The organism is Curtobacterium sp. MCBD17_034, assembly GCF_003234515.1.
Classification (GTDB): Bacteria; Actinomycetota; Actinomycetes; order Actinomycetales; family Microbacteriaceae; genus Curtobacterium.
Genome location: NZ_QKTN01000006.1, coordinates 69,655 through 88,046 on the forward strand (window position 1 = coordinate 69,655; position 18,392 = coordinate 88,046).

Genomic DNA, 18,392 nt, shown 5'->3' on the forward strand with positions numbered 1-18,392 from the left:
GGAGGTCCGGGAACCGTCCGCCCCGCACCGGCGAGACTGCCGGACATGGGCATCCGCATCGATCCGTCGCTCGAGTTCGTCTGGCGCGACCTGCACACGGTGCAGATCGGGGTGGATCCGCCACGGGCTGTGGTCCCCGTCGCCTCCGTGGCGGAGGAGCGCTTCCTGACGTCCCTCCGGCGTGAGACGAGCCGTGAGGCCCTCCCCGCTCTCGCCGCCCAGGCCCGGTGCAGCCCGGCCGCGGCGGCCGGCGTGCTCGCGGCGGTCGCGCCCGTGCTGGTCGACCGGCCGGTCGCACGCCGACGGTGCGTCGAACTCCACGGATCCGGGCCGGTCGTCGACCTGCTGCAGGGGCACCTGCGCAGCGAGGGCGTGACGGTGGCCCAGCCCGATCCTCCAGCGGGGGAACCGCATGGACCGGCGACCCCGGAGGCCGACCTGGCTCTGGCGGTCGCGGACCACGTCCTCGATCCCGCCCTGCGGTCGGCGTGGCTGCTCCGCGACCTCCCGCAGCTCACCGTCGTCGTCGGCGACGGGCGCGTCCGGGTCGGCCCCGTCGTCGAGCCGGACCGCGGTCCGTGCCTGCACTGCGTCGAGCTCGCGCGGGTGGACGAGGACGATCACTGGCCCACGCTCGCGACACAACTGTGGGGGCGACGCGCCGCGCCGTTGTCACCCCACCGCGCGGCAGCGGTGGCCGCGATCGCGTGCCGCCTGGCGCTCGACCGGCTGGGCACCGGGACGGCCGCCGGACCGATCACGACCTCGGTCACCGACGGCGAGGGCGAGGGCGAGGGCGTCGGCGACGGCGACGGCGACGCGTCCGCTGACCGGGACGCCACCACCGGTCACGCGGCTGGCGTGCAGGTGTTCGTCGACCGCGAGACGCTCGCGGTCACGAGCCGGACGCTGCTGCCGCATCCACGGTGCGCGTGCCGAGCGCTGCCAGGAAACGACTCGGCTGACGGTCTCCTCCGCGCCCCGATCCCCGCCGCGCCCACGTGACCGTCAGCGAGGCCCGCGCCCGCGTGACCCCGACGTAGAACAGGCGGCGCTCCTCGTCGACCTCGGCGTCCGTCGTCGCGTACGAGATCGGCAAGAGGCCCTCCGACGCCCCGACGATCGTCACGTGCGGCCACTCGAGCCCCTTCGCCGAGTGGAGGGTGGAGAGCGTGACGGCCTCGACCTCGGGCTCGTGATGGGTCGCCTCGCGGTCGACGAGGTCCGCCGCGAAGCGCTGGAGAGTGGTGCCGGGCGCGGCCTGCTCAGCGAGGCCCATGATCGCCTGGAGCGCCTCCCACCGGTCGCGCACTGCACCCGCACCGGCGGCATCGGGCGGCGACGCGGCCCAGCCGAGGGACCGCAGGACGTCGGACACGGTCTTCGTCACCGGCTCGTCCGTGATGCTCATCGCCGCACCCCGGAGGAGCAGCACGGCCTGGCGCACCTCGGGCCGGTCGAAGAACCGTGGGCCGCCCTGCACGCGCGTCGGGACACCCGCGCGCCCGAGTGCCGCCTCGAGCGCCGCGGACTGCGCTCCGATGCGGAACAGCACGGCGCACTCCGACGGCCGCGCCCCGCCGGCGATGCGATCGGCGACGCGGCGGGCGACCTCGCGCGCCTCGGCCGCGTCGTCGGCGACGGGGACGACCTCCGGTGGGTGCCCCGGCTCGTCCGTGCGGGCCTCCAGGTCGAGCGCCCCCGGCTGCCCGCGCATGAGCGTGTTCGCGACGTGGACGACCTCGGTCGTCGACCGGTAGTTCCGCTCGAGGCGGACGACCGAGGCGCGGGGGAAGTCGGTGCCGAAACCGAGGAGGTACCGGCTCGACGCACCCGCGAACGAGTAGATCGTCTGCGAGGCGTCCCCGACGACGCACACGTCGTCGCGGTCACCGAGCCACGCTCGGAGCAGGTCGTGCTGCACCGGGGAGACGTCCTGGTACTCGTCGACGACGAAGAAGCGGTACTGCTGCCGGACGTACGACGCGACCCGCGGTTCCGACTCGACCATGCCGAGCGTCGCGAGCAGGACGTCCTCGAAGTCGAGCTGCCGACGATCGTCCTTGAGGTCCTCGTACGCACGCATGAGGTCGACGACCCGGCGCGGCGTCGTCCCGGTCGGGATCGCGCGATCGGCCGCGGCGGCCTCGTACTCCTCGAGTGTCAGGCGTTGCACCTTCCGCCACTCGACCTCGGCGGCCAGGTCGCGGAGGGCAGCGGTGTCCACACCCATGCCGATCGTGTCGGCCGCGTGCGCGATGAGGCGGCCCTTCGACTCGACGATGCGCGGCGCCGGACCTCCGATGGTGTCGGGCCAGAAGTAGCTCAGCTGGGACATGGCGGCCGCGTGGAAGGTGCGGGCCGCGACCTGACCGGCGCCGAGTGCTCGGAGGCGCGCGCGGAGCTCGCCGGCGGCGCGGGTCGTGAAGGTCAGCGCGAGCACGTGGCTCGGCGCGTACGTCCCCGTCGCCACGCCGTACGCGATGCGGTGTGTGATCGCACGGGTCTTGCCGGTCCCGGCACCCGCCAGGACGGCCACCGGTCCGAGCAGGCGCCGTGCGACGGTCCGTTGCTCCGGGTCGAGCGCCTCGAGCAGGCGTTCGGGGTCCATGGGCGATCTCCCCTCTCGTGCGGTTCGGTCCGGCTCGTCAGCGGGACGCCGGGACGCCGGGCCGATCGACGTCAGGGGACGTCGAGTTCGGCTCCGTACCAGTCCTCGATGATGGCGCGAGCGATCGAGGTCCGACCGGGCAGGTGGACCGAGCGTCCGGCGACCGCCGCGAGGTCCGCACGCGAGAACCAGCGGACGTCCATGATCTCGACACCGTCGGGCCGGATCGTCGAGGCGTCCCCGCCCACGGCGCGAGCGCGGAACCCGAGCATGAGGGACGCGGGGAACGGCCACGGCTGGGATCCGAGGTAGACCGGGTCCTCCACGTGGACGCCCGACTCCTCGAAGACCTCGCGGCGCACGGCGTCCTCGAGGCTCTCGCCCGGTTCGACGAAGCCCGCGAGGAGCGAGTACCGGCCGGGCTCCCAGGCGGCGTTCGAGCCGAGCAGCAGGCGGTCCTCGCCGTCGGTGACGCCCACGATGATCGCCGGGTCCGTCCGGGGGAAGTGCTCATGGCCCTCCGGGTCGCGCCGCACCCACCCGCCACGCTCGGTCGTCGTGGCGCTGCCGGTCCTCGGCGAGAACCCGTGCACCGCGTGCCAGTTCGCCATGGCCACGGCCTCGACCGCGATGCCGGAGTCACGGGCCGAGAGCTCGGTGCCGAACATCCGGAGGTTCTCCCACGCCGTGTCGTCCGGCTCGATCGCGGTGGCAGTGGCGTCGTCGACGAAGGCCGCGACGAACCGCGTACCGCGCGGTGCGTCCGGGGCGTCCGCGAGCGCGCGCCCCAGGTACAGCAGCGTGGTGCCCTCGGGGATCGCGGCCGCGTCGACGAACCGCAGGACACCGTCCGGCTCCCGCAGCAACGCGGCGCGGCGGACGGGCAGGAACCGCGTCTCGCGGTCGGCTCGGAGCAGCCGCTCGAGGTCCGGTGTCTCCCGGTACTCGCCGTCGCGGTCGAGCTCGTTCCGGGCGAGCGGCAGACGATCGACGAACTCCTGCGACACGATGCGGTCCTCTCTGCGATGCGCCCGGGCGGACGCCGAGACGGTGGGACGCCAGGCGGGACCGCCGCGTCGAGTGCGCGGCGATGATCGTCCGGGAGACAGCGTGGCGTCGGTTCGACACCAGGGCACCGACCTACCCTTGAGGACATGGCGGGTTCCCACTTCACTCTAGCGGCGTTGGCCACCACGGCCGTTCCGGGGCTCGTGGTCACCGGCACCCGGACGCTCGGTTCCGCGCAGGCCGGGGACTACGACTCGGCGGTCCTCCGTGACGCCGAGGGCGAGCAGCTCGTCATCCGACGTCCACGCAGCCAGCGAGCCGAGGGGCGTCAGTCGGCCGACCTCGTCGCCATCCGTGCGCTGAGCACCGGGATCCGGACGCGCCTCCCGTTCGCGGTGCCGGAGTACCGCGGACAGGCGCCCATCGGCCAGACCCGTGCGATCGTGACCACCTACGTGGACGGCACGCACGTCGACCTCGGCGCGCTCGTCGAGCGACCCGATCTGGCGACCGCGCTGGGCGGCGCGATCGCCGCGGTCCACGCGCTCCCCACGAGCTTCGTGACGGACGCGGGACTGCCGTCGCTGACACCGTTCGAGATCCTCCGCTCGGCGGTGTCGGTGATGGACCGGGCCGTCGCCACCGGGCTCGTGCCGGCGGCGCTCACGGAACGGTGGGAGGGCGCCGCGCGCGACCAACAGCTGTGGCAGTTCACCCCGACGGTGGTGCACGGCGGTCTCGCCGCGGATCGGGTGCTCGTCGTGGGCGACCACGTCAGCGGCGTCCTCGGCTGGGGCGAGCTGCGGCTGGGCGACCCGGCACGAGATCTCGCCTGGGTCCTCAGCGCACGGAACGCGTCCGCCTTCGAGACGGTCATGCACGCCTACACGGCCGGCGGCGGCGCCCGGGACCGGCAGGTGCCGCAACGGGCGCGGCTCTACCACGAGCTCGAGACCGCCCAGTGGCTCCTGCACGGCGTCCAGGTGAAGAGCACCGAGGTGGTGGACGACGCGGTCGCGATGATGCACCGCCTCGTCGACGTGGTGCACTCGCCCCTCGCCCAGCCGCTCCAGGCCGCGTCGCCGGACACGATGGAGATCACCGAGGTGGAGCAGCTGCTGTCGTCGACGGAGCGTCGGCACGCCTGACGATCAGCCGATCGCACGCACCCACGCGCGCTCCAGACCGGCTCGGTCGAGCAGTTCCGCTGGACGCACCTCGAGGTCGTCCGCGACGAAGTAGAAGACCGCGTCGACGTCCTCGACCGGCCGTCCGGTGAACTCCGCGTACGCCACGCGGTAGAGCGCGAGTTGGAGCTGCCGCCGCTCCAGGTCCTCGGCCCCGGACGGCGCGCGCCCCGTCTTCCAGTCGACGATCTCGATCCGCCCGTCGATCTCGTACACGGCGTCGAGCTTGCACACGACGCTGTGCCCCAGGAACGGGATGTGGATCTCGCGCTCCACCTCGACCGGGGTGCGGTCGGCCCAGCGGGACCGTGCGAACGTGGCCTGGAACTCGGCGAGCCGCCGGGCGTCGTCGTCGGACGGGGCAGCGGCCGTGCCGCCGTGCTCGTCGACGTCGGCGTCGAGCTCGCCGTCCCAGGCGTCGAGGGTCTCGAGCGACCCCGACGGCCGGGCCCGGCGCTCGACCCACTGGTGGAACAGGGTCCCGAGGCGGGTCGCCCGGTAGGGCCGCTCCGGCATCGGGCGACGGAGCCGCTCCGCGACCGCGGCGGGTTCCGTCAGGTAGTCCTTGAACCCCGAGGCCGGGATCCGGTGGGGCACGGTCACGACGTGCCGGTCGCGGTGAGCGGCGCGTCGCTCGGCGAGCAGGAGGTCGAGGTCGGCCGCGTACCGTCCGGCAGCACCCGGGTGCGCTGCCCGCACCCGGTCGGCGGCCGCCAGGACACGCGCGCCCCGTTCGCCGAACGGCAGGTGGGGCCACGGCATGGTCGCGCCGGAGTCGGCGAGCGGGTTCTCGTCGAACTCGGTCCCCGCCGGGATCGCGTCCGGATCCACCACATCGGCGGCGACGAGGTCGGCGAGGTAGCGACTCGGCTCCGTCGGGCGCACGCCGGTCCCCCAGTACGAGCCGGTCACGAGCAGCGCCTGCCGTGCGCGGGTCAGCGCCACGTAGGTGAGCCGGCGCTCCTCGTCGAGGTTGCTGCGCCCGACGGCCTCCTTGAAGGTCGCGATCGCGTCCGCGACCGCCTTCTGGGTCTCGGCACCCCGCCAGGCGAGATGCGGGAGCTCGTCGGCGTCGCCGCGGAACTCGTACGGCAGCCGCCCGAAGCCGAGCCAGCCGGTCGAGCCCTCCTGCGGACGGGCCGGCAGCGCGCCCTCCACCATCCGCGGGACCGCGACGGCGTCCCACTCGAGCCCCTTCGCCCCGTGGATGGTCAGGATCTGGACGGTGCCGGGTTCCGGCTCCTCGCTCCGCGGCCCCATGTCGTCGCGGCGCGCGGCCGCGTCGAGCCAGCCGATGAACGAGCCGAGGTCGGCTCGGTCGTCCGTCGCCACGAACCCGGCGAGTTCGTCGAGGAAGGCGTCGAGGTGGTCGGACGCGCCCTGCTCGTGCGCCGCGACCTCGACGTCGAGCCGCATCTCCTGCACCACGAGCGTGACGAAGTCGACCAGGTCACCGCCGGCGCGGGCGCGGAGCGCCGCGAGTGCGGCACCGAGCGCCCGCATCCGGAGTCGCCCCTCGGCGCTGATGTCGGCGGTCGCCCCGTGCTCGTCGGGTGCGGTCGCGACGAAGTCGAGGGCGTCGACGAGCGACCCGTGCTCGCCGGCCGCGACCGAGCCCCGGAACGCGTCCGCGACCGCGGGGTCGAGACGCGCGTGCGTGTGGTCGCGCTCGAACAGCCACCGGCCGACGCGCTGCAGGGCGACGACGTCGGCGGGACCGATGCGCCAGCGTGCGCCCGTGAGCAGGCGGATGAGCTCGTTGCCGGCGGACGGGTCGTGCAGCACCCGCAGGCAGGCCACGAGGTCGACGATCTCCGGCCGCTGGAGCAGGCCGCCGGTGCCGAGCACGCGGTAGGGCACCTCGCGGTGACCCAACGCCGCGGTGAAGGCCGCGAGGTCCTTCCGGGCCCGGAGCAGCAGTGCCATCGACGTGCCGCGTCGCGCCGCCCGGCGGGCGGCGAACCAGTCAGCGACCGCAGCGGCTTCCTCCGGCAGGGTCTCGGGGAACCGTGCCTCGACCGTGCCGACCTCCGCACCCGGTCGGGGGCTGAGTTCCTCGACGCGGACGCGCGCGGCCTCGGTGAGCGGCGCCACGAGGGCGTTCGCCCCGACGAGCACCGACACGGGGTTCCGCCAGCTCGTCGAGAGCGCGTACGTCCTGGGCGATGGGTCGTCCGCGCCGAAGTCCCGGGGGAACCGTGCGAGGTTGGCCGCGCTCGCCCCGCGGAACCCGTAGATGGACTGGTGCGGGTCACCCACGGCCATGACGGGGTGCCCGCGGAACAGCCGCGCGAGGAACCGGGTCTGGACGACCGACGTGTCCTGGTACTCGTCCAGGAGCACGACCCGGTAGCGGGCGCGCAGGTCGTCCGCGACGCGCGGTGCCGCCTCGGCCGCGGCGAGGGCGAGGGCGATCTGGTCGGAGAACTCGACGAAGCCCCGCTCGGTCTTCTGGCGTCGGAACGTCTCGACCAGGTCCACCAGCGGCGCGAGTCCGCCGACGGCCGGCACCGTCCCGACCAGCGCGGCCGACGGCTTGCCCCGGGTGGCGGGGAGCTCGAGCAGCGCGGTGAACTGCTCCGCGAAGCGACGGAGCCGGTCCGGGTCGACCAGGTGCTCGCTCATCGCGCCGTTGAGGGCGACGAGCGCCGCGGTGACGGTGTCGACGTTCCGGCCCAGACCCGCCAGGCGGTCGTCCTGCGCGGCGACCACGACGCGTCGCGCGAGCTGCCAGGCCGACGGCTCCGTGAGGACCTGCGACTCGCCGTCACGCCCGACGAGCAGGGCGTTCTCGCGGAACACCGCGTTCGCGAAGGCGTTGTAGGTGGAGACCGTCGGGGCCTCGAAGGCGTCGGCGGGCTCGATCAGCCCGGCGCCCTCGAGCGCGGCGATCCGGTCGTTGATCCGCACGCCGAGCTCACCGGCGGCCTTGCGGGTGAAGGTCAGGCCGAGCACCTCGTCCGGGCGCACCGCGCCGTTCGCGAGCAGCCACACGACCCGGGAGGCCATGGTCTCGGTCTTCCCGCTCCCCGCGCCCGCCACGACGAGCGCCGGCGCGAGCGGCGACTCGATCACGGCGCGCTGCTGGTCGGTGGGGCGAGGCCGCCCGAGGGCGTCGGCGATCGCGTCCGCCGAGTACCGCGCCGCAGGGCGGGCCGCCGCGTGCATCGCAGCCGACGGGACCGCCGCGTCCGCCGATGCCGTCGGCGCGACCTCGGCGTGCCGGTCCTGCTCCGCGGCGGGGGCGCCCGTCACCAGGTGACCTCCCCGACGACGTGGATCCGGCACTCGACACCGGTGCGGGCGCGCTCGCAGTGGTCGTCGACGTGGGCGACGAACACCCGCCCCGCCATGCCTTCGGCGACCGTGTGCAGGCGCTCCCGGTAGGACGCGCGGGCGTCGTCGTCGAACGCGGGCTGGATCCGTTCCGTGAACCCGTGCCCGCCCTGCCCGCTCGCGACGAACACGAGCCGCGCGTCCGACACGGGCACGTCGGCCGGGAGGCCCTCCACCGCCCCGTCGGCGAGCGCGAGCTGGTACGCACCCAGCTGTGCGTGCTCCGGCATGGCGGACTTGCCCGGCATCGTCGTCCCCGTCTTCAGGTCGACGACGCTGACGGTGCCGTCGGGCGCTTCCTCGATCCGGTCGATGCTGCCACGGAGGCGAGCGGGGCCGGTCACCAGCACGAACGACGCCTCGGCACCGAGGACGCGACGGCCGGCGGCAGCAGCGGTGCGGAGGTAGTCGCTGAGACCCTCGATCATCCGCCGCGTCCGAGCGCGTTCCCGCTCGGCGATCCAGTCGGACTCGAACACGAGCTCGGACCACCGGTCCTCGACGCGGCGCCAGAGCGACTCGACGTCGACGTCGGTCGCGTGCTCCATGGCGTCGTGGACGATCGTCCCGATGCCCATGGCCGGGCTCGGTGCGCCACCGCCGAAGGACTGGGCGAACCAGTGCAGCGGGCACTCCTCGAAGGTCCCGATGCGCGACGGCGACACGGCGACGGTCGGGGGCACGGCCACCCCGCCGTCCTCCGGCACCACCGGTTCCGCCGTCAGGTCGACGAGGGGTCGGTCGGTGCTCGGCTCGGCGATGCCGTACCACTCGTCCGGATCGGCCCCGGGGACGCCCTCCGCCGCCAGGCGTGCCAGGGCCGATGCGGCTTCCGGATCGCCGGTGGTCACGACCCGTCGGCGCAGGGACCCGGCCATGCCCCGGAGCGAGAGCGGGTGGGGGTTCGGCGTGCGGTCGGGTGGCACCGGGACGAGCCGGAGGAAGGGGCTCGGAGCCTCGTCGTCGTTGGCGATGCTGCCGAGCACCACCTGGGTCGTCGCGCGGGACACCGCCCTGGCGAACAGCCGCAGCTCGTCGGCGACCACGGCGGCGCGCTCGTCGGTCGGTGTGCGCTCGATCCCGGCGGCGGCCCGGACGAGGCCGTCGGGGTCGAGCAAGCTGCCACGGACGCGGGTGTTCGGCCACACGCCGTCCTGGAGTCCGAGCACCACCACGACGTCGCACTCCACCCCGATGGTCGCGAGCGGCGTCACCACGCGGACCCGGCCGGCGGTCCGGTCGGGTCCGATCGTGTCCTCGGGCAGGTCGGCGCCGAGCAGGTCGTCCACGAACACACGCGCCGGGGCGTCCGGTGTGCGTTCGACGAACCGCTTCGCCGCCGTGAACAGACCGACCACCGCGTCGAGATGCCGGTCCGCCTCGGCCGCGCCGACACCGCCGGCGGCCGACTGCCCGCCCCACGTGCGGGCGAGTCCGCTGCGCTCCCACAGCCCCCAGAGCAGTTCCTCGATGCTGGCGCCCCCGGCGGCATCGCGGCGCGCCCGCTCGAGGCTCGCCGCGAGGCGTCCGGCTCGGCGCGCGAAGCCCGCGTCGATCGTCGTGAAGCGGTCCGGGCCGGAGAGCGCCTCGACCAGCAGGTCGTCCGCGGGACGCGTGCCCCCGGCGGCGAGCTCCTCGCGGCGCAGGGCGAGCCGCAGCCGCCGTACCGCGAGGGCGTCGAGGCCGCCCAGTGGCCCGGACACGAACGCGGTGGCGAGGGCGGGGTCGAGCGCGTGGACCCCGAGGGCGACCGCCGCCGCGTCGATGAGCGCCCGAGCGGCGACGTCGTCCCGCGGGCGCGCCGGAGCACTCGCGGCGGTGGCGGGGACCTCGGCAACGGCCAGGGCGCGGACGAGGTCCGGCACGGCTGCCCCGCTCCGCGTGACGACGACCATGCGCTCCCACGGCACGCCGTCGAACAGGTGGTGTTCCCGCAACCGACGGGCGACGGCGGCCACGAGGCCGGCGCGGCTCGGGGCCTCCAGGTGCACCACGGCGTCGGCCCGGTCGTCCGCACCCGCGGCGGCCGCCACCCGCTGCCGCCCCGCGGCCGCAGCACCGATCCGGGCGGTGACGGCGCTCACGAGCGCCCGGATCGCGGGCGGGTGTCGGTGGACGGTGTCGAGCACGACCTCGTGCACGGCCGGCACGCCGAGCCGGACCGCCAGGCGGCCGAGCACGTCGGGCTCGGCGCCGCGGAACGCGCTCGAGGCGATGTCCGGATCGCCGAAGGCGACGATCCGCACGCCCCGTCGGGCGAGCGCACCGAGGAACGCGACCTCGCCCTCCACGAGTTCCTGGGCGTCGTCGACGAGGACGTGGCGGAGCGCGGCGACCGCGGGCGGCACCTCGCCCCGCGCCACGGCCGCGGTGGCGAACGCCACGAGTTCCGCCGCGTCGAGTGCGGTCTCGCGGTACGCCGTGACCGCCGCGCGGTACTCGTCGACGAGGTCCCCGACGGCCGCCCACTCTGGGCGCCCGTGGTCGCCTGCGAGCTCGCGCATGTCGTCGGGCTCGATCCCGGCGGCGACCGTGCGCATCATGACGTCGCGCAGCGCGGTCCGGAAGCCGGCACGTTCGCGGACGGCAGGGGTGATCGGATCGGGCCAGGCCGGGCCGGTGCCGTCAACGGCGTGCCCGGCGATGAGGTCGGCGAGGACCGCGTCCTGTTCCCCACCGGTCAGCAGCGTCGGGGCCTCCTGCCCGACGAGCGCTGCGGCGTGCGTGACGACCTGGAAGGCGAGCGAGTTCACGGTCCGGGCGAGCGCGCCGGGCACCACGCGGTCCGCGGCCGCCGCCAGGCGGTCCCGCAGGGCGGTGGCGGCCGGACGCGACGACGTCAGGGTCAGGACGCTCGTGTACCCGTCGGCGCTGACGCCGCCGGGCTCGGACAGCAGGTGGGCGACGAGCTGCGCGAGCACCGTGGTCTTGCCCGTGCCCGGCGCACCGATCACGGCGGCGCACGTGTCGTGCGGCAGCGCGAGCACGGACCGCTGCGCGGGGTCCAGGAGGACCGGGGCGACGACCACCGCGGCACCCGCCCGCCCGCGACCGGTCAGCCCGGCGTCGCGCAGGACTGCACGGCGGGGCGCACTGGTCGTCGAGGTCGCGGTCGGCACGCCGTCACGCTACCGAGGGCCGCCGACACCACCGGGACGGCGCGCATGTGCGCTGTGGGTGAACGCCGGAGCCCGCCCCTGGGCCCTCGGATACGCTGTGCTCGTGGACATCAAGATCGGCATCACCAACAGCCCGCGTGAGATCGCCTTCGAGACCAAGCAGACGGCCGCCGACATCGAGCAGGCCGTGTCGGCCGCGCTCTCCTCGGGCGCCACGCACCTGTCGCTCCAGGACGACAAGGGCCGACGGTTCATCGTCCCGGTCGCGTCCCTCGCGTACGTCGAGGTCGGCTCCGAGGAGTCGCGCCGCATCGGTTTCGTCGCCTGACCCCTCGGTCCACATGGAACTCCTCTTCGCCGTGCTCGGCGGGATCCTGACCGGCCTGTTCGCGCAGATCGTCGTGCCGTGGCACGTGACGCGGGGCGTGTTCCTCGCCCCCGCCGTGGGCGGGGCCGTCGCGGGCGTGCTGTGGGAGGCCCTCACCTGGGCCGGGTGGTCGTACGGCGAACCCTGGATCTGGGTGGTCACGCTCGTGGTCGCCGGCGTCGTCGCGCTGGTGACGGCGTGGTCGGTCGGGCGCCGGCGGGAGCGCGCGGACGCCGCGTTCTTCGAGCGCCTCCGCACCGTCGGTACCGCTTCCTGACGCATCGGCCGGGAGGCCCGGGCGGCCGGGAGCACCACGCTCCGGAGCGGAGACCCGGACCGGGTCCGGGATCCGCACCGGGTCCGGTCACCCGGTTCGGCTCAGGCGGTCAACCCGAGGGCGTCCATCCGCCGGGTGTGGGCCGCGATGAGCTCGGTGAACACCGGCTCAAGGCGCTCCTCGTCCTCACGGGCGTGCGAGGCGAGCGCCGACCGCGCCACGAGCAGCGTGTCACCGACGAGGCGCCGCCCCCACATGGCGAGGCGCGAGGCCACGAGCGGGTCGCGGGCGATGTCCGCCGTCAGTTCCTCGACGACCGCGGGCTCCTCGCGTGCGTCGAACACCCCACGCAAGCGGTTCCGGACGTCCGTCGGCAGCGACCGGGCGAGGTTCGCGAACAGGTCGTTGAGGATCCCGGCCGTCACGTAACCGGTGAGGATCGACTCCGCCCAGTCCGCACCGGCCGTCCGTCTGAGGAACGCGTCGATGGCCTCGCGGTGGGGCTCCATGAGTTCCGCCGGCTCGTGTCCGGACCGTTCGATCTCGGCCACGATGGCGCGGTGCCGATCGAGCGCGGTCGTGGCGAGCACGCCCGTGACGAGGCGCCCCGACATGGTCGGCGCCGAGGCACCGGCCCGCCCCATGGCCTCGTACAACGACAGCTGCAGGTACGCGGCCTGGCCCAGGTAGACGGTCAGTTCGGGCGAGACGTCGTCGAGTTGGAGCCGCTCGACGGACGCGGCCGCGCGGGGGTTCCGCGACGCCAGCCAGCTCGCCGCGAGACGCGCGCGTCTCCGGTTCCACCACGACACCACCGGACCAGCATAGGGGCCGCGCTCGTGCCCCATCCCCAGTCCGCCAGCGTCCCGAACTGCGGAAATGCGCAGAACGGTAGACTGAGCGGACTCCCCGACAACGAACAGGGTTGAACTCTTTGACTTTCTCAGATCTCGACATCGAGCAGGACATCGTCGACGCGCTCGCGGCCAAGGGCATCACGGAGCCCTTCCCGATCCAGCAGCAGACGATCCCGCTCGCACTCACCGGCCAGGACATCATCGGCCAGGCCAAGACCGGAACGGGCAAGACGCTCGGCTTCGGCCTCCCCCTCATCCAACGGCTCGGGCACGACCCCGAGCCGGGCGTCAAGGCGCTCGTCGTGGTCCCGACCCGCGAGCTCGCCGTCCAGGTGTTCGAGGACCTCGAGCTCGCCGCGTCGAACCGTCCGGTCAAACTGGCCGCGATCTACGGCGGCAAGGCGTACGAGGGCCAGATCGAACAGCTCAAGGACGGCGCGCAGATCGTCGTCGGCACGCCGGGTCGCCTCATCGACCTCCACCGGCAGCGGGTGCTCGACCTCGGCCACGTGCAGGAGATCGTCCTCGACGAGGCCGACAAGATGCTCGACCTCGGGTTCCTGTCGGACATCGAGCGCATCTTCCAGTCGGTCCCGGCGGTGCGCCACACCATGCTGTTCTCGGCGACCATGCCGGCCCCGATCGTGGCGCTGGCCCGGCGGTTCATGTCGAAGCCGATCCACATCCGCGCTTCCGACCCGGACGAGGGCCTGACCCAGGCGAACATCAAGCACCTCATCTACCGGGCGCACGCGCTCGACAAGGACGAGGTGATCGCCCGGATCCTCCAGGCCGACGGGCGCGGCAAGACCGTCGTCTTCACGCGGACCAAGCGCGCCGCGGCCCGGCTGATGGAAGAGCTCCAGGACCGCGGGTTCAACGCCGCGGCGGTGCACGGCGACCTGAACCAGGAGCAGCGGGAGCGCGCGATGGCCGCGTTCAAGGCCGGCAAGCGGGACGTGCTCATCGCCACCGACGTGGCAGCGCGCGGCATCGACGTCGACGACGTGACCCACGTCATCAACCACACGATCCCGGACGACCCGGACACCTACCTGCACCGGGCCGGGCGGACCGGCCGCGCGGGCAAGACCGGCATCGCGGTGACGTTCGTCGACTGGGACGACCTCCACAAGTGGTCGCTCATCAACAAGGCGCTCGACTTCGGGCAGCCGGAGCCGACCGAGACCTACTCGTCCAGTCCGCACCTGTACACCGACCTCGACATCCCGGCCGGCACCAAGGGCCGTCTGCCCGGTTCGTCCCCGCACGCGGCCGCGCCGGCCAAGCAGCGGTCCGAGGGCGGCCGGTCCGAGGGCGGCCGCTCCGAGGGCGGCCGCTCCGAGGGCGGCCGGTCCGGGTCCCGCTCGCGCCCCCGGTCGGGAGGCCCGACCACGACGAGTGCGCCCGCCGCGGGCTCCGACGCGGTCGGCGCGGAGCCGGAGGCGGCGGAGATCACCGCCGGCACGACCGGTCCCGAGGGCAGCTCGCCGCGGCGTCGGCGTCGCCGCCGTCGTGGTGGCAGTGGTCAGGCCGGGACGACGGCCGCCGATGCGGCGGCCACCGGCGGCGAGTCCGCGGGGTCCGCGTCGAGTTCGTCCGCGGCGAGCGGTCCGGCTGCCGAGTAGTCCGCACACGGTGGTCGTCCGGCGACGACCACCGTGACGGGTCCCGTCGACGCGCGTCCAGCCTCCCGGCCGGACGCGCTTCGCTCGTCAGACGGTGAGTCGGGATCCCTCGCCGACGACCGGTTCGGAACCGGTCGCGGACGCGACGATGGTCCGGAACGCGCGCTCGGCGGTGCGGTGCTCGCCGAGCCGGTTCGGCTTGCCGGTGCCGTGGTAGTCACTCGAGCCGGTCACGAACAGCCCGTAGCGGTCCGCCCAGTCGAGCAGGACGCGCTTGCCGTGCGTCAGGTTCTCGCGGTGGTCGACCTCGAGCCCGCCGAGTCCGGCCTCGACGAGATCCTCGAGCGCTCGCTCGTCGAGCACGATCCCCCGGGTCGACGCCGCCGGGTGCGCGATCACGGGGACCCCGCCCGCGGCACGGATGAGCTCGACGCCGGCCAGCGGCGACGGTGCCTCGTGGGGCTCGTAGTAGCCCGCGGCGGGGTGCAGGATGCCGCGGAACGCCGCGCTGCGGTCGGCCTCGAGCCCGGCGGCCACGAGTGCGTCCGCGATGTGGGGCCGGCCGATCGTGGCACCCGGGCTCGCCTGCGCGATGACGTCCTGCCACGACACCGGGTGGTCGCGGGCGATCCGCTCGACCATGCGCATCGCACGATCGACGCGGCCCTCGCGGATCCGCTGCGTCTCGGCGACGAGTCCGGGGTGGGTGGGATCGACGAGGTACCCGAGGACGTGCACGCTCCGGTAGCCGATCCGCGTGCTGAGTTCGAGCCCGGGCAGGAGCGTCATCGGGAGCGTCCGGGCCGTCGCGATGGCCTCGTCCCACCCGGCCGTGGTGTCGTGGTCCGTCAGCGCCAACGCGTCGAGGCCCGCGGACGATGCCGCACGCACCAGGTCGGCAGGCCGCTCGGTGCCGTCCGAGACGCTCGAGTGCGTGTGCAGGTCGATGAAGGGATCGGGCACCCGGCCATGCTAGCCGTGGACTCCCCGGTGCCCTGGCGATCGACGCCCACGGCGCCCGGGTCGGTGCGCGACGCATGGTGGGATGATGTGAGCATGGCCGAGCCGACTCCCCGCGCGACGAGCAACCGATCGACGACCCCCGGGTCCTCGACCTTCAAGGACCACATCGCTTCCAACTGGGCGGAACACGACCGCGCACTGCCCGACGCACGCGAGCAGGCATCGTTCGCTGCGGAGCGCCGGGCACGGCTCTCGGCGCTGCACCCGGGCCGGACCCTCGTGGTCCCCGCCGGCCAGGCGAAGGTGCGCTCGAACGACTGCGACTACCCGTTCCGACCGCACTCCGCGTTCGCCCACCTGACGGGCTGGGGCACGGACGCGGTCGTCGGGTCGGTCCTCGTCCTGACGCCGAGGGCCGACGGCCACGACGCGACCCTGTACTTCCGCGCGAGTGCGGGCCGGGACTCCGAGGAGTTCTACGCGAACCCCGAGATCGGCGAGTTCTGGGTCGGACCGCGCCCGTCGCTCGAGGCGGTCGCGGCGGACCTCGGCATCGCGACGCGCGATCTCGGCGCATTCGCCGACGTGGCGGACCGGCTCGACACCGACGCGCTCCTCGTCCGTGACGCCGACCCCGCGTTCACCGAGGCGCTCGACGGCCGGCTCGGGGTCGCGGTGGGCGGGATCGACGCCACGAGCGACACGCCCGGGACGGACGACGTGCTCGCCCGCGACCTCAGCGAGATGCGTCTCGTCAAGGACCCGTACGAGGTGAACGAGATGCGTCGTGCCGTCACCGCGACCAAGCACGGGTTCGACGACGTCATCGCGGACTTCGACACGGTCCTGGCACACCCCCGCGGCGAGCGCATCGTCGAGGGCACGTTCAACCGTCGCGCCCGGGCGGACGGCAACACCGTCGGGTACGACACCATCGCCGCGGCGGGCTCCCACGCCTGCATCCTGCACTGGACCCGGAACGACGGTGCCGTCGCGCCGGGCGACCTCATCCTCATCGACGCCGGGGTCGAGGTCGAGAGCCTCTACACAGCCGACATCACGCGGACGTTGCCGGTCTCCGGGCGCTTCACGGAGGTGCAGCGCCTGGTCTACGACGCGGTACTCGAAGCCGCGGACGCCGCGTTCGCCATCGTGCGCCCGGGCATCACCTTCCGCGACGTCCACGCGACCGCCATGCGCGTCATCGCCGAGCGGACCGCCGAGTGGGGCTTCCTCCCGGTGAGCGCCGAGGAGTCCCTGCGCCCGGAGGCCCAGTACCACCGCCGCTACATGGTGCACGGCACGAGCCACCACCTGGGGCTCGACGTGCACGACTGCGCGAAGGCCCGTCGCGAGCTCTACCTCGACGGCACGGTCGAGGCCGGCATGGTGTTCACGATCGAGCCGGGCCTGTACTTCCAGGAGGACGACCTGACCGTCCCCGAGGAGTTCCGCGGCATCGGCGTCCGCATCGAGGACGACATCCTGGTCACCGAGGACGGCGCGGAGAACCTGTCCGTCGGCATCCCCCGCACCGCCTCGGACGTCGAGGCCTGGGTCGCGAGCCGCTGAGCCCAGAGGTCGACCGGTACCCTGCTGCCCGTGAGCACCCCCGAGACGCGCCCGTTCACGATCGCGCCGGAGCACTTCGACGCCCCTGACGCCGTTCGCCTGCGCGCCGCCCAGCGCATCGAGATCGACGGCACGTACGGGCGCGACACCGAGCCCGGCGAGAAGCCCACGGCCGAGTCCATCGCGGTGTTCTTCGTCGCCCGCGACACCCACGGCGCGCCGCTCGGCTGCGGCGGACTGCGGGTGGTCGAGGACGGCGTCGTCGAGATCAAGCGCATGTACGTGCGGTCCGAGGCGCGCGGCACCGGGGTCGCCGCGGCGCTCCTCGCCCAGCTCGAGGTCGCCGCACGGGCCCTGGGGGCTCCGGCGCTCGTCCTCGAGACCGGGACGGAGCAGCGTCGGGCGATCCACTTCTACGAGCGCGAGGGCTTCACCCGCATCGCGAACTTCGGCCCGTACGTCGGCGCTCCGTTGTCGGTCTGCTACGCCAAGGTGCTGACGGCCCCCGAGGCGTGACCGACTGACCCGCCTGCGGCTGGCCCCGCGCCGTCCACGTGCTCAGTCGGCCTGGTCGTCCCGCCGGCCGCCCTGGTGGCCGCGGTCCTCGGCGCCCTCGTGGTCGCCCGAGTCGTCGGATGCCGGCTGCGCGGGCGTCGGCGTCGGCGTCGGTGTCGGTGTCGGTGTCGGTGTCGGGCTGACCCGTTCCCCGTAGCGCGGCGGCTCGTCCACCGGTGCCTGGGGGCCCGGCTGGCCGGGGCGGGCCTCCTGTCCGGACGGCCGCTCGGCCCGGACGGCGCCCGGTTGCCCCTCCTGCCCGTACGGCGGCTGCTGCTGCTGCCCGTACGGCGGCTGCTGCTGCCCGTACGGAGCCTGGCCGTGCCCACCCTGGGGCGGTCGGCCGGGGTACTGCGGCCCGCCGAACTGCTGGGGCCCCGCCGCCCAACCGCCCTGCTGCTGACCGAGCAGCTGCCGGGCCCGCATCGTGAGCTGGGGGTCGACGATGATCTGGTAGTTCATGGCGAGGACCTGGTGCACGCTCGTGAAGTCGCGCTGCCGCCGCGTCACCGAGAAGCTCACGACCCCGTAGAGCATGCCGAACGCGGCGCCGATGAGCGCGGCGGCCCAGAACGACCCGCCCGGCGCTCCGGAGAACAGCGTCAGCACGATCCCGAAGAAGAACCCGAGCCACAACCCGCTGAGTGCACCGGCGAGCGCCGCGCGTCCGTAGGTCAGCTTGCCCGTGACCCGCTCGACGGTCTTGAGGTCGTTGCCGACGATCGACACCTGTCGGACGGGGAAGTCCGCCGCGGCGAGCTGAGCCACGACGCGCTGGGCCTCGGGGTACGTCTGGTACGTGCCCAGGACGTCGCCGCGCGGTGGGGTGGGGAACGCGGCGCCGGGACGACCGAACGGGCTCTGAGTACTCACACAGGGCATCTTCCACCAGCACCCTTGGCGCCCGACGTG

At 74.0% G+C, this 18,392-nt stretch carries 14 protein-coding genes; 7 read left to right on the forward strand and 7 right to left on the reverse strand.

The genetic code is table 11. The features are described 5' to 3' along the window. Positions 1-45: 45 nt before the first annotated feature. Complete coding sequence (locus DEI92_RS16560) at positions 46-1,005, forward strand: hypothetical protein (protein WP_181434877.1); 960 nt, start codon at positions 46-48, stop codon at positions 1,003-1,005. On the opposite strand, the gene DEI92_RS11850 is transcribed toward DEI92_RS16560, so the two are convergent. Continuing rightward, a complete protein-coding gene (locus DEI92_RS11850) occupies positions 896-2,611 on the reverse strand; it encodes an ATP-dependent helicase (RefSeq protein WP_111013632.1) in 1,716 nt (571 codons plus the stop codon). The two genes, DEI92_RS16560 and DEI92_RS11850, sit on opposite strands and share 110 nt — an antisense overlap. Before the next feature lie 71 nt (positions 2,612-2,682). Beyond that, positions 2,683-3,618: an NAD(+) diphosphatase gene (nudC, locus tag DEI92_RS11855; protein ID WP_111013633.1), complete on the reverse strand. Its 936-nt coding sequence runs from the start codon at positions 3,616-3,618 to the stop codon at positions 2,683-2,685. 147 nt (positions 3,619-3,765) lie between these two features. Between nudC and DEI92_RS11860 the strand changes: the two genes are divergently transcribed. After that, positions 3,766-4,767: a phosphotransferase gene (locus tag DEI92_RS11860; RefSeq protein WP_111010838.1), complete on the forward strand. Its 1,002-nt coding sequence runs from the start codon at positions 3,766-3,768 to the stop codon at positions 4,765-4,767. A 3-nt stretch (positions 4,768-4,770) separates the two neighbouring features. On the opposite strand, the gene DEI92_RS11865 is transcribed toward DEI92_RS11860, so the two are convergent. Both DEI92_RS11865 and DEI92_RS11870 read right to left on the reverse strand, forming a co-directional pair. After that, positions 4,771-8,061, reverse strand: coding sequence for an ATP-dependent DNA helicase (locus DEI92_RS11865; protein ID WP_258370186.1), 3,291 nt, complete (start codon positions 8,059-8,061; stop codon positions 4,771-4,773). Further along, a complete protein-coding gene (locus tag DEI92_RS11870; RefSeq protein WP_111013634.1) occupies positions 8,058-11,261 on the reverse strand; it encodes a UrvD/REP family ATP-dependent DNA helicase in 3,204 nt (1,067 codons plus the stop codon). Before DEI92_RS11870 ends, DEI92_RS11865 begins: the two co-directional genes overlap by 4 nt. 103 nt (positions 11,262-11,364) lie before the next feature. On the opposite strand from DEI92_RS11870, the gene DEI92_RS11875 reads away from it, so the two are divergent. Both DEI92_RS11875 and DEI92_RS11880 read left to right on the forward strand, forming a co-directional pair. Beyond that, positions 11,365-11,589 (forward strand): DUF3107 domain-containing protein, encoded by a 225-nt coding sequence (locus DEI92_RS11875; RefSeq protein ID WP_111010909.1) that lies wholly within the window; start codon positions 11,365-11,367, stop codon positions 11,587-11,589. A gap of 13 nt (positions 11,590-11,602) precedes the next feature. After that, on the forward strand, positions 11,603-11,905 hold the full coding sequence (locus DEI92_RS11880) for a hypothetical protein (RefSeq protein ID WP_111013635.1): 303 nt from the start codon (positions 11,603-11,605) through the stop codon (positions 11,903-11,905). Between the two features lie 101 nt (positions 11,906-12,006). Here the strand turns inward: DEI92_RS11880 and DEI92_RS11885 are convergent, their stop codons facing one another. Beyond that, positions 12,007-12,720: a ferritin-like domain-containing protein gene (locus tag DEI92_RS11885; protein WP_258368670.1), complete on the reverse strand. Its 714-nt coding sequence runs from the start codon at positions 12,718-12,720 to the stop codon at positions 12,007-12,009. A 119-nt stretch (positions 12,721-12,839) separates the two neighbouring features. Between DEI92_RS11885 and DEI92_RS11890 the strand changes: the two genes are divergently transcribed. Further along, positions 12,840-14,390: a DEAD/DEAH box helicase gene (locus DEI92_RS11890; RefSeq protein WP_111013637.1), complete on the forward strand. Its 1,551-nt coding sequence runs from the start codon at positions 12,840-12,842 to the stop codon at positions 14,388-14,390. 87 nt (positions 14,391-14,477) lie between these two features. Here DEI92_RS11890 and DEI92_RS11895 read toward each other — a convergent pair whose 3' ends face one another. After that, positions 14,478-15,353, reverse strand: a complete 876-nt coding sequence (locus DEI92_RS11895) for a PHP domain-containing protein (RefSeq protein ID WP_111010843.1) — start codon at positions 15,351-15,353, stop codon at positions 14,478-14,480. Positions 15,354-15,446: 93 nt separating this feature from the next. Here DEI92_RS11895 and DEI92_RS11900 point away from each other — a divergent pair, with 93 nt between their 5' ends. Together DEI92_RS11900 and DEI92_RS11905 are read left to right on the forward strand one after the other, a co-directional pair. After that, complete coding sequence (locus DEI92_RS11900) at positions 15,447-16,925, forward strand: aminopeptidase P family protein (RefSeq protein WP_181434879.1); 1,479 nt, start codon at positions 15,447-15,449, stop codon at positions 16,923-16,925. A gap of 30 nt (positions 16,926-16,955) precedes the next feature. After that, positions 16,956-17,441, forward strand: a complete 486-nt coding sequence (locus DEI92_RS11905) for a GNAT family N-acetyltransferase (protein WP_111013639.1) — start codon at positions 16,956-16,958, stop codon at positions 17,439-17,441. Positions 17,442-17,483: 42 nt separating this feature from the next. Here the strand turns inward: DEI92_RS11905 and DEI92_RS11910 are convergent, their stop codons facing one another. Next, a complete protein-coding gene (locus DEI92_RS11910; protein ID WP_111013640.1) occupies positions 17,484-18,353 on the reverse strand; it encodes a general stress protein in 870 nt (289 codons plus the stop codon). Positions 18,354-18,392 lie beyond the last annotated feature (39 nt).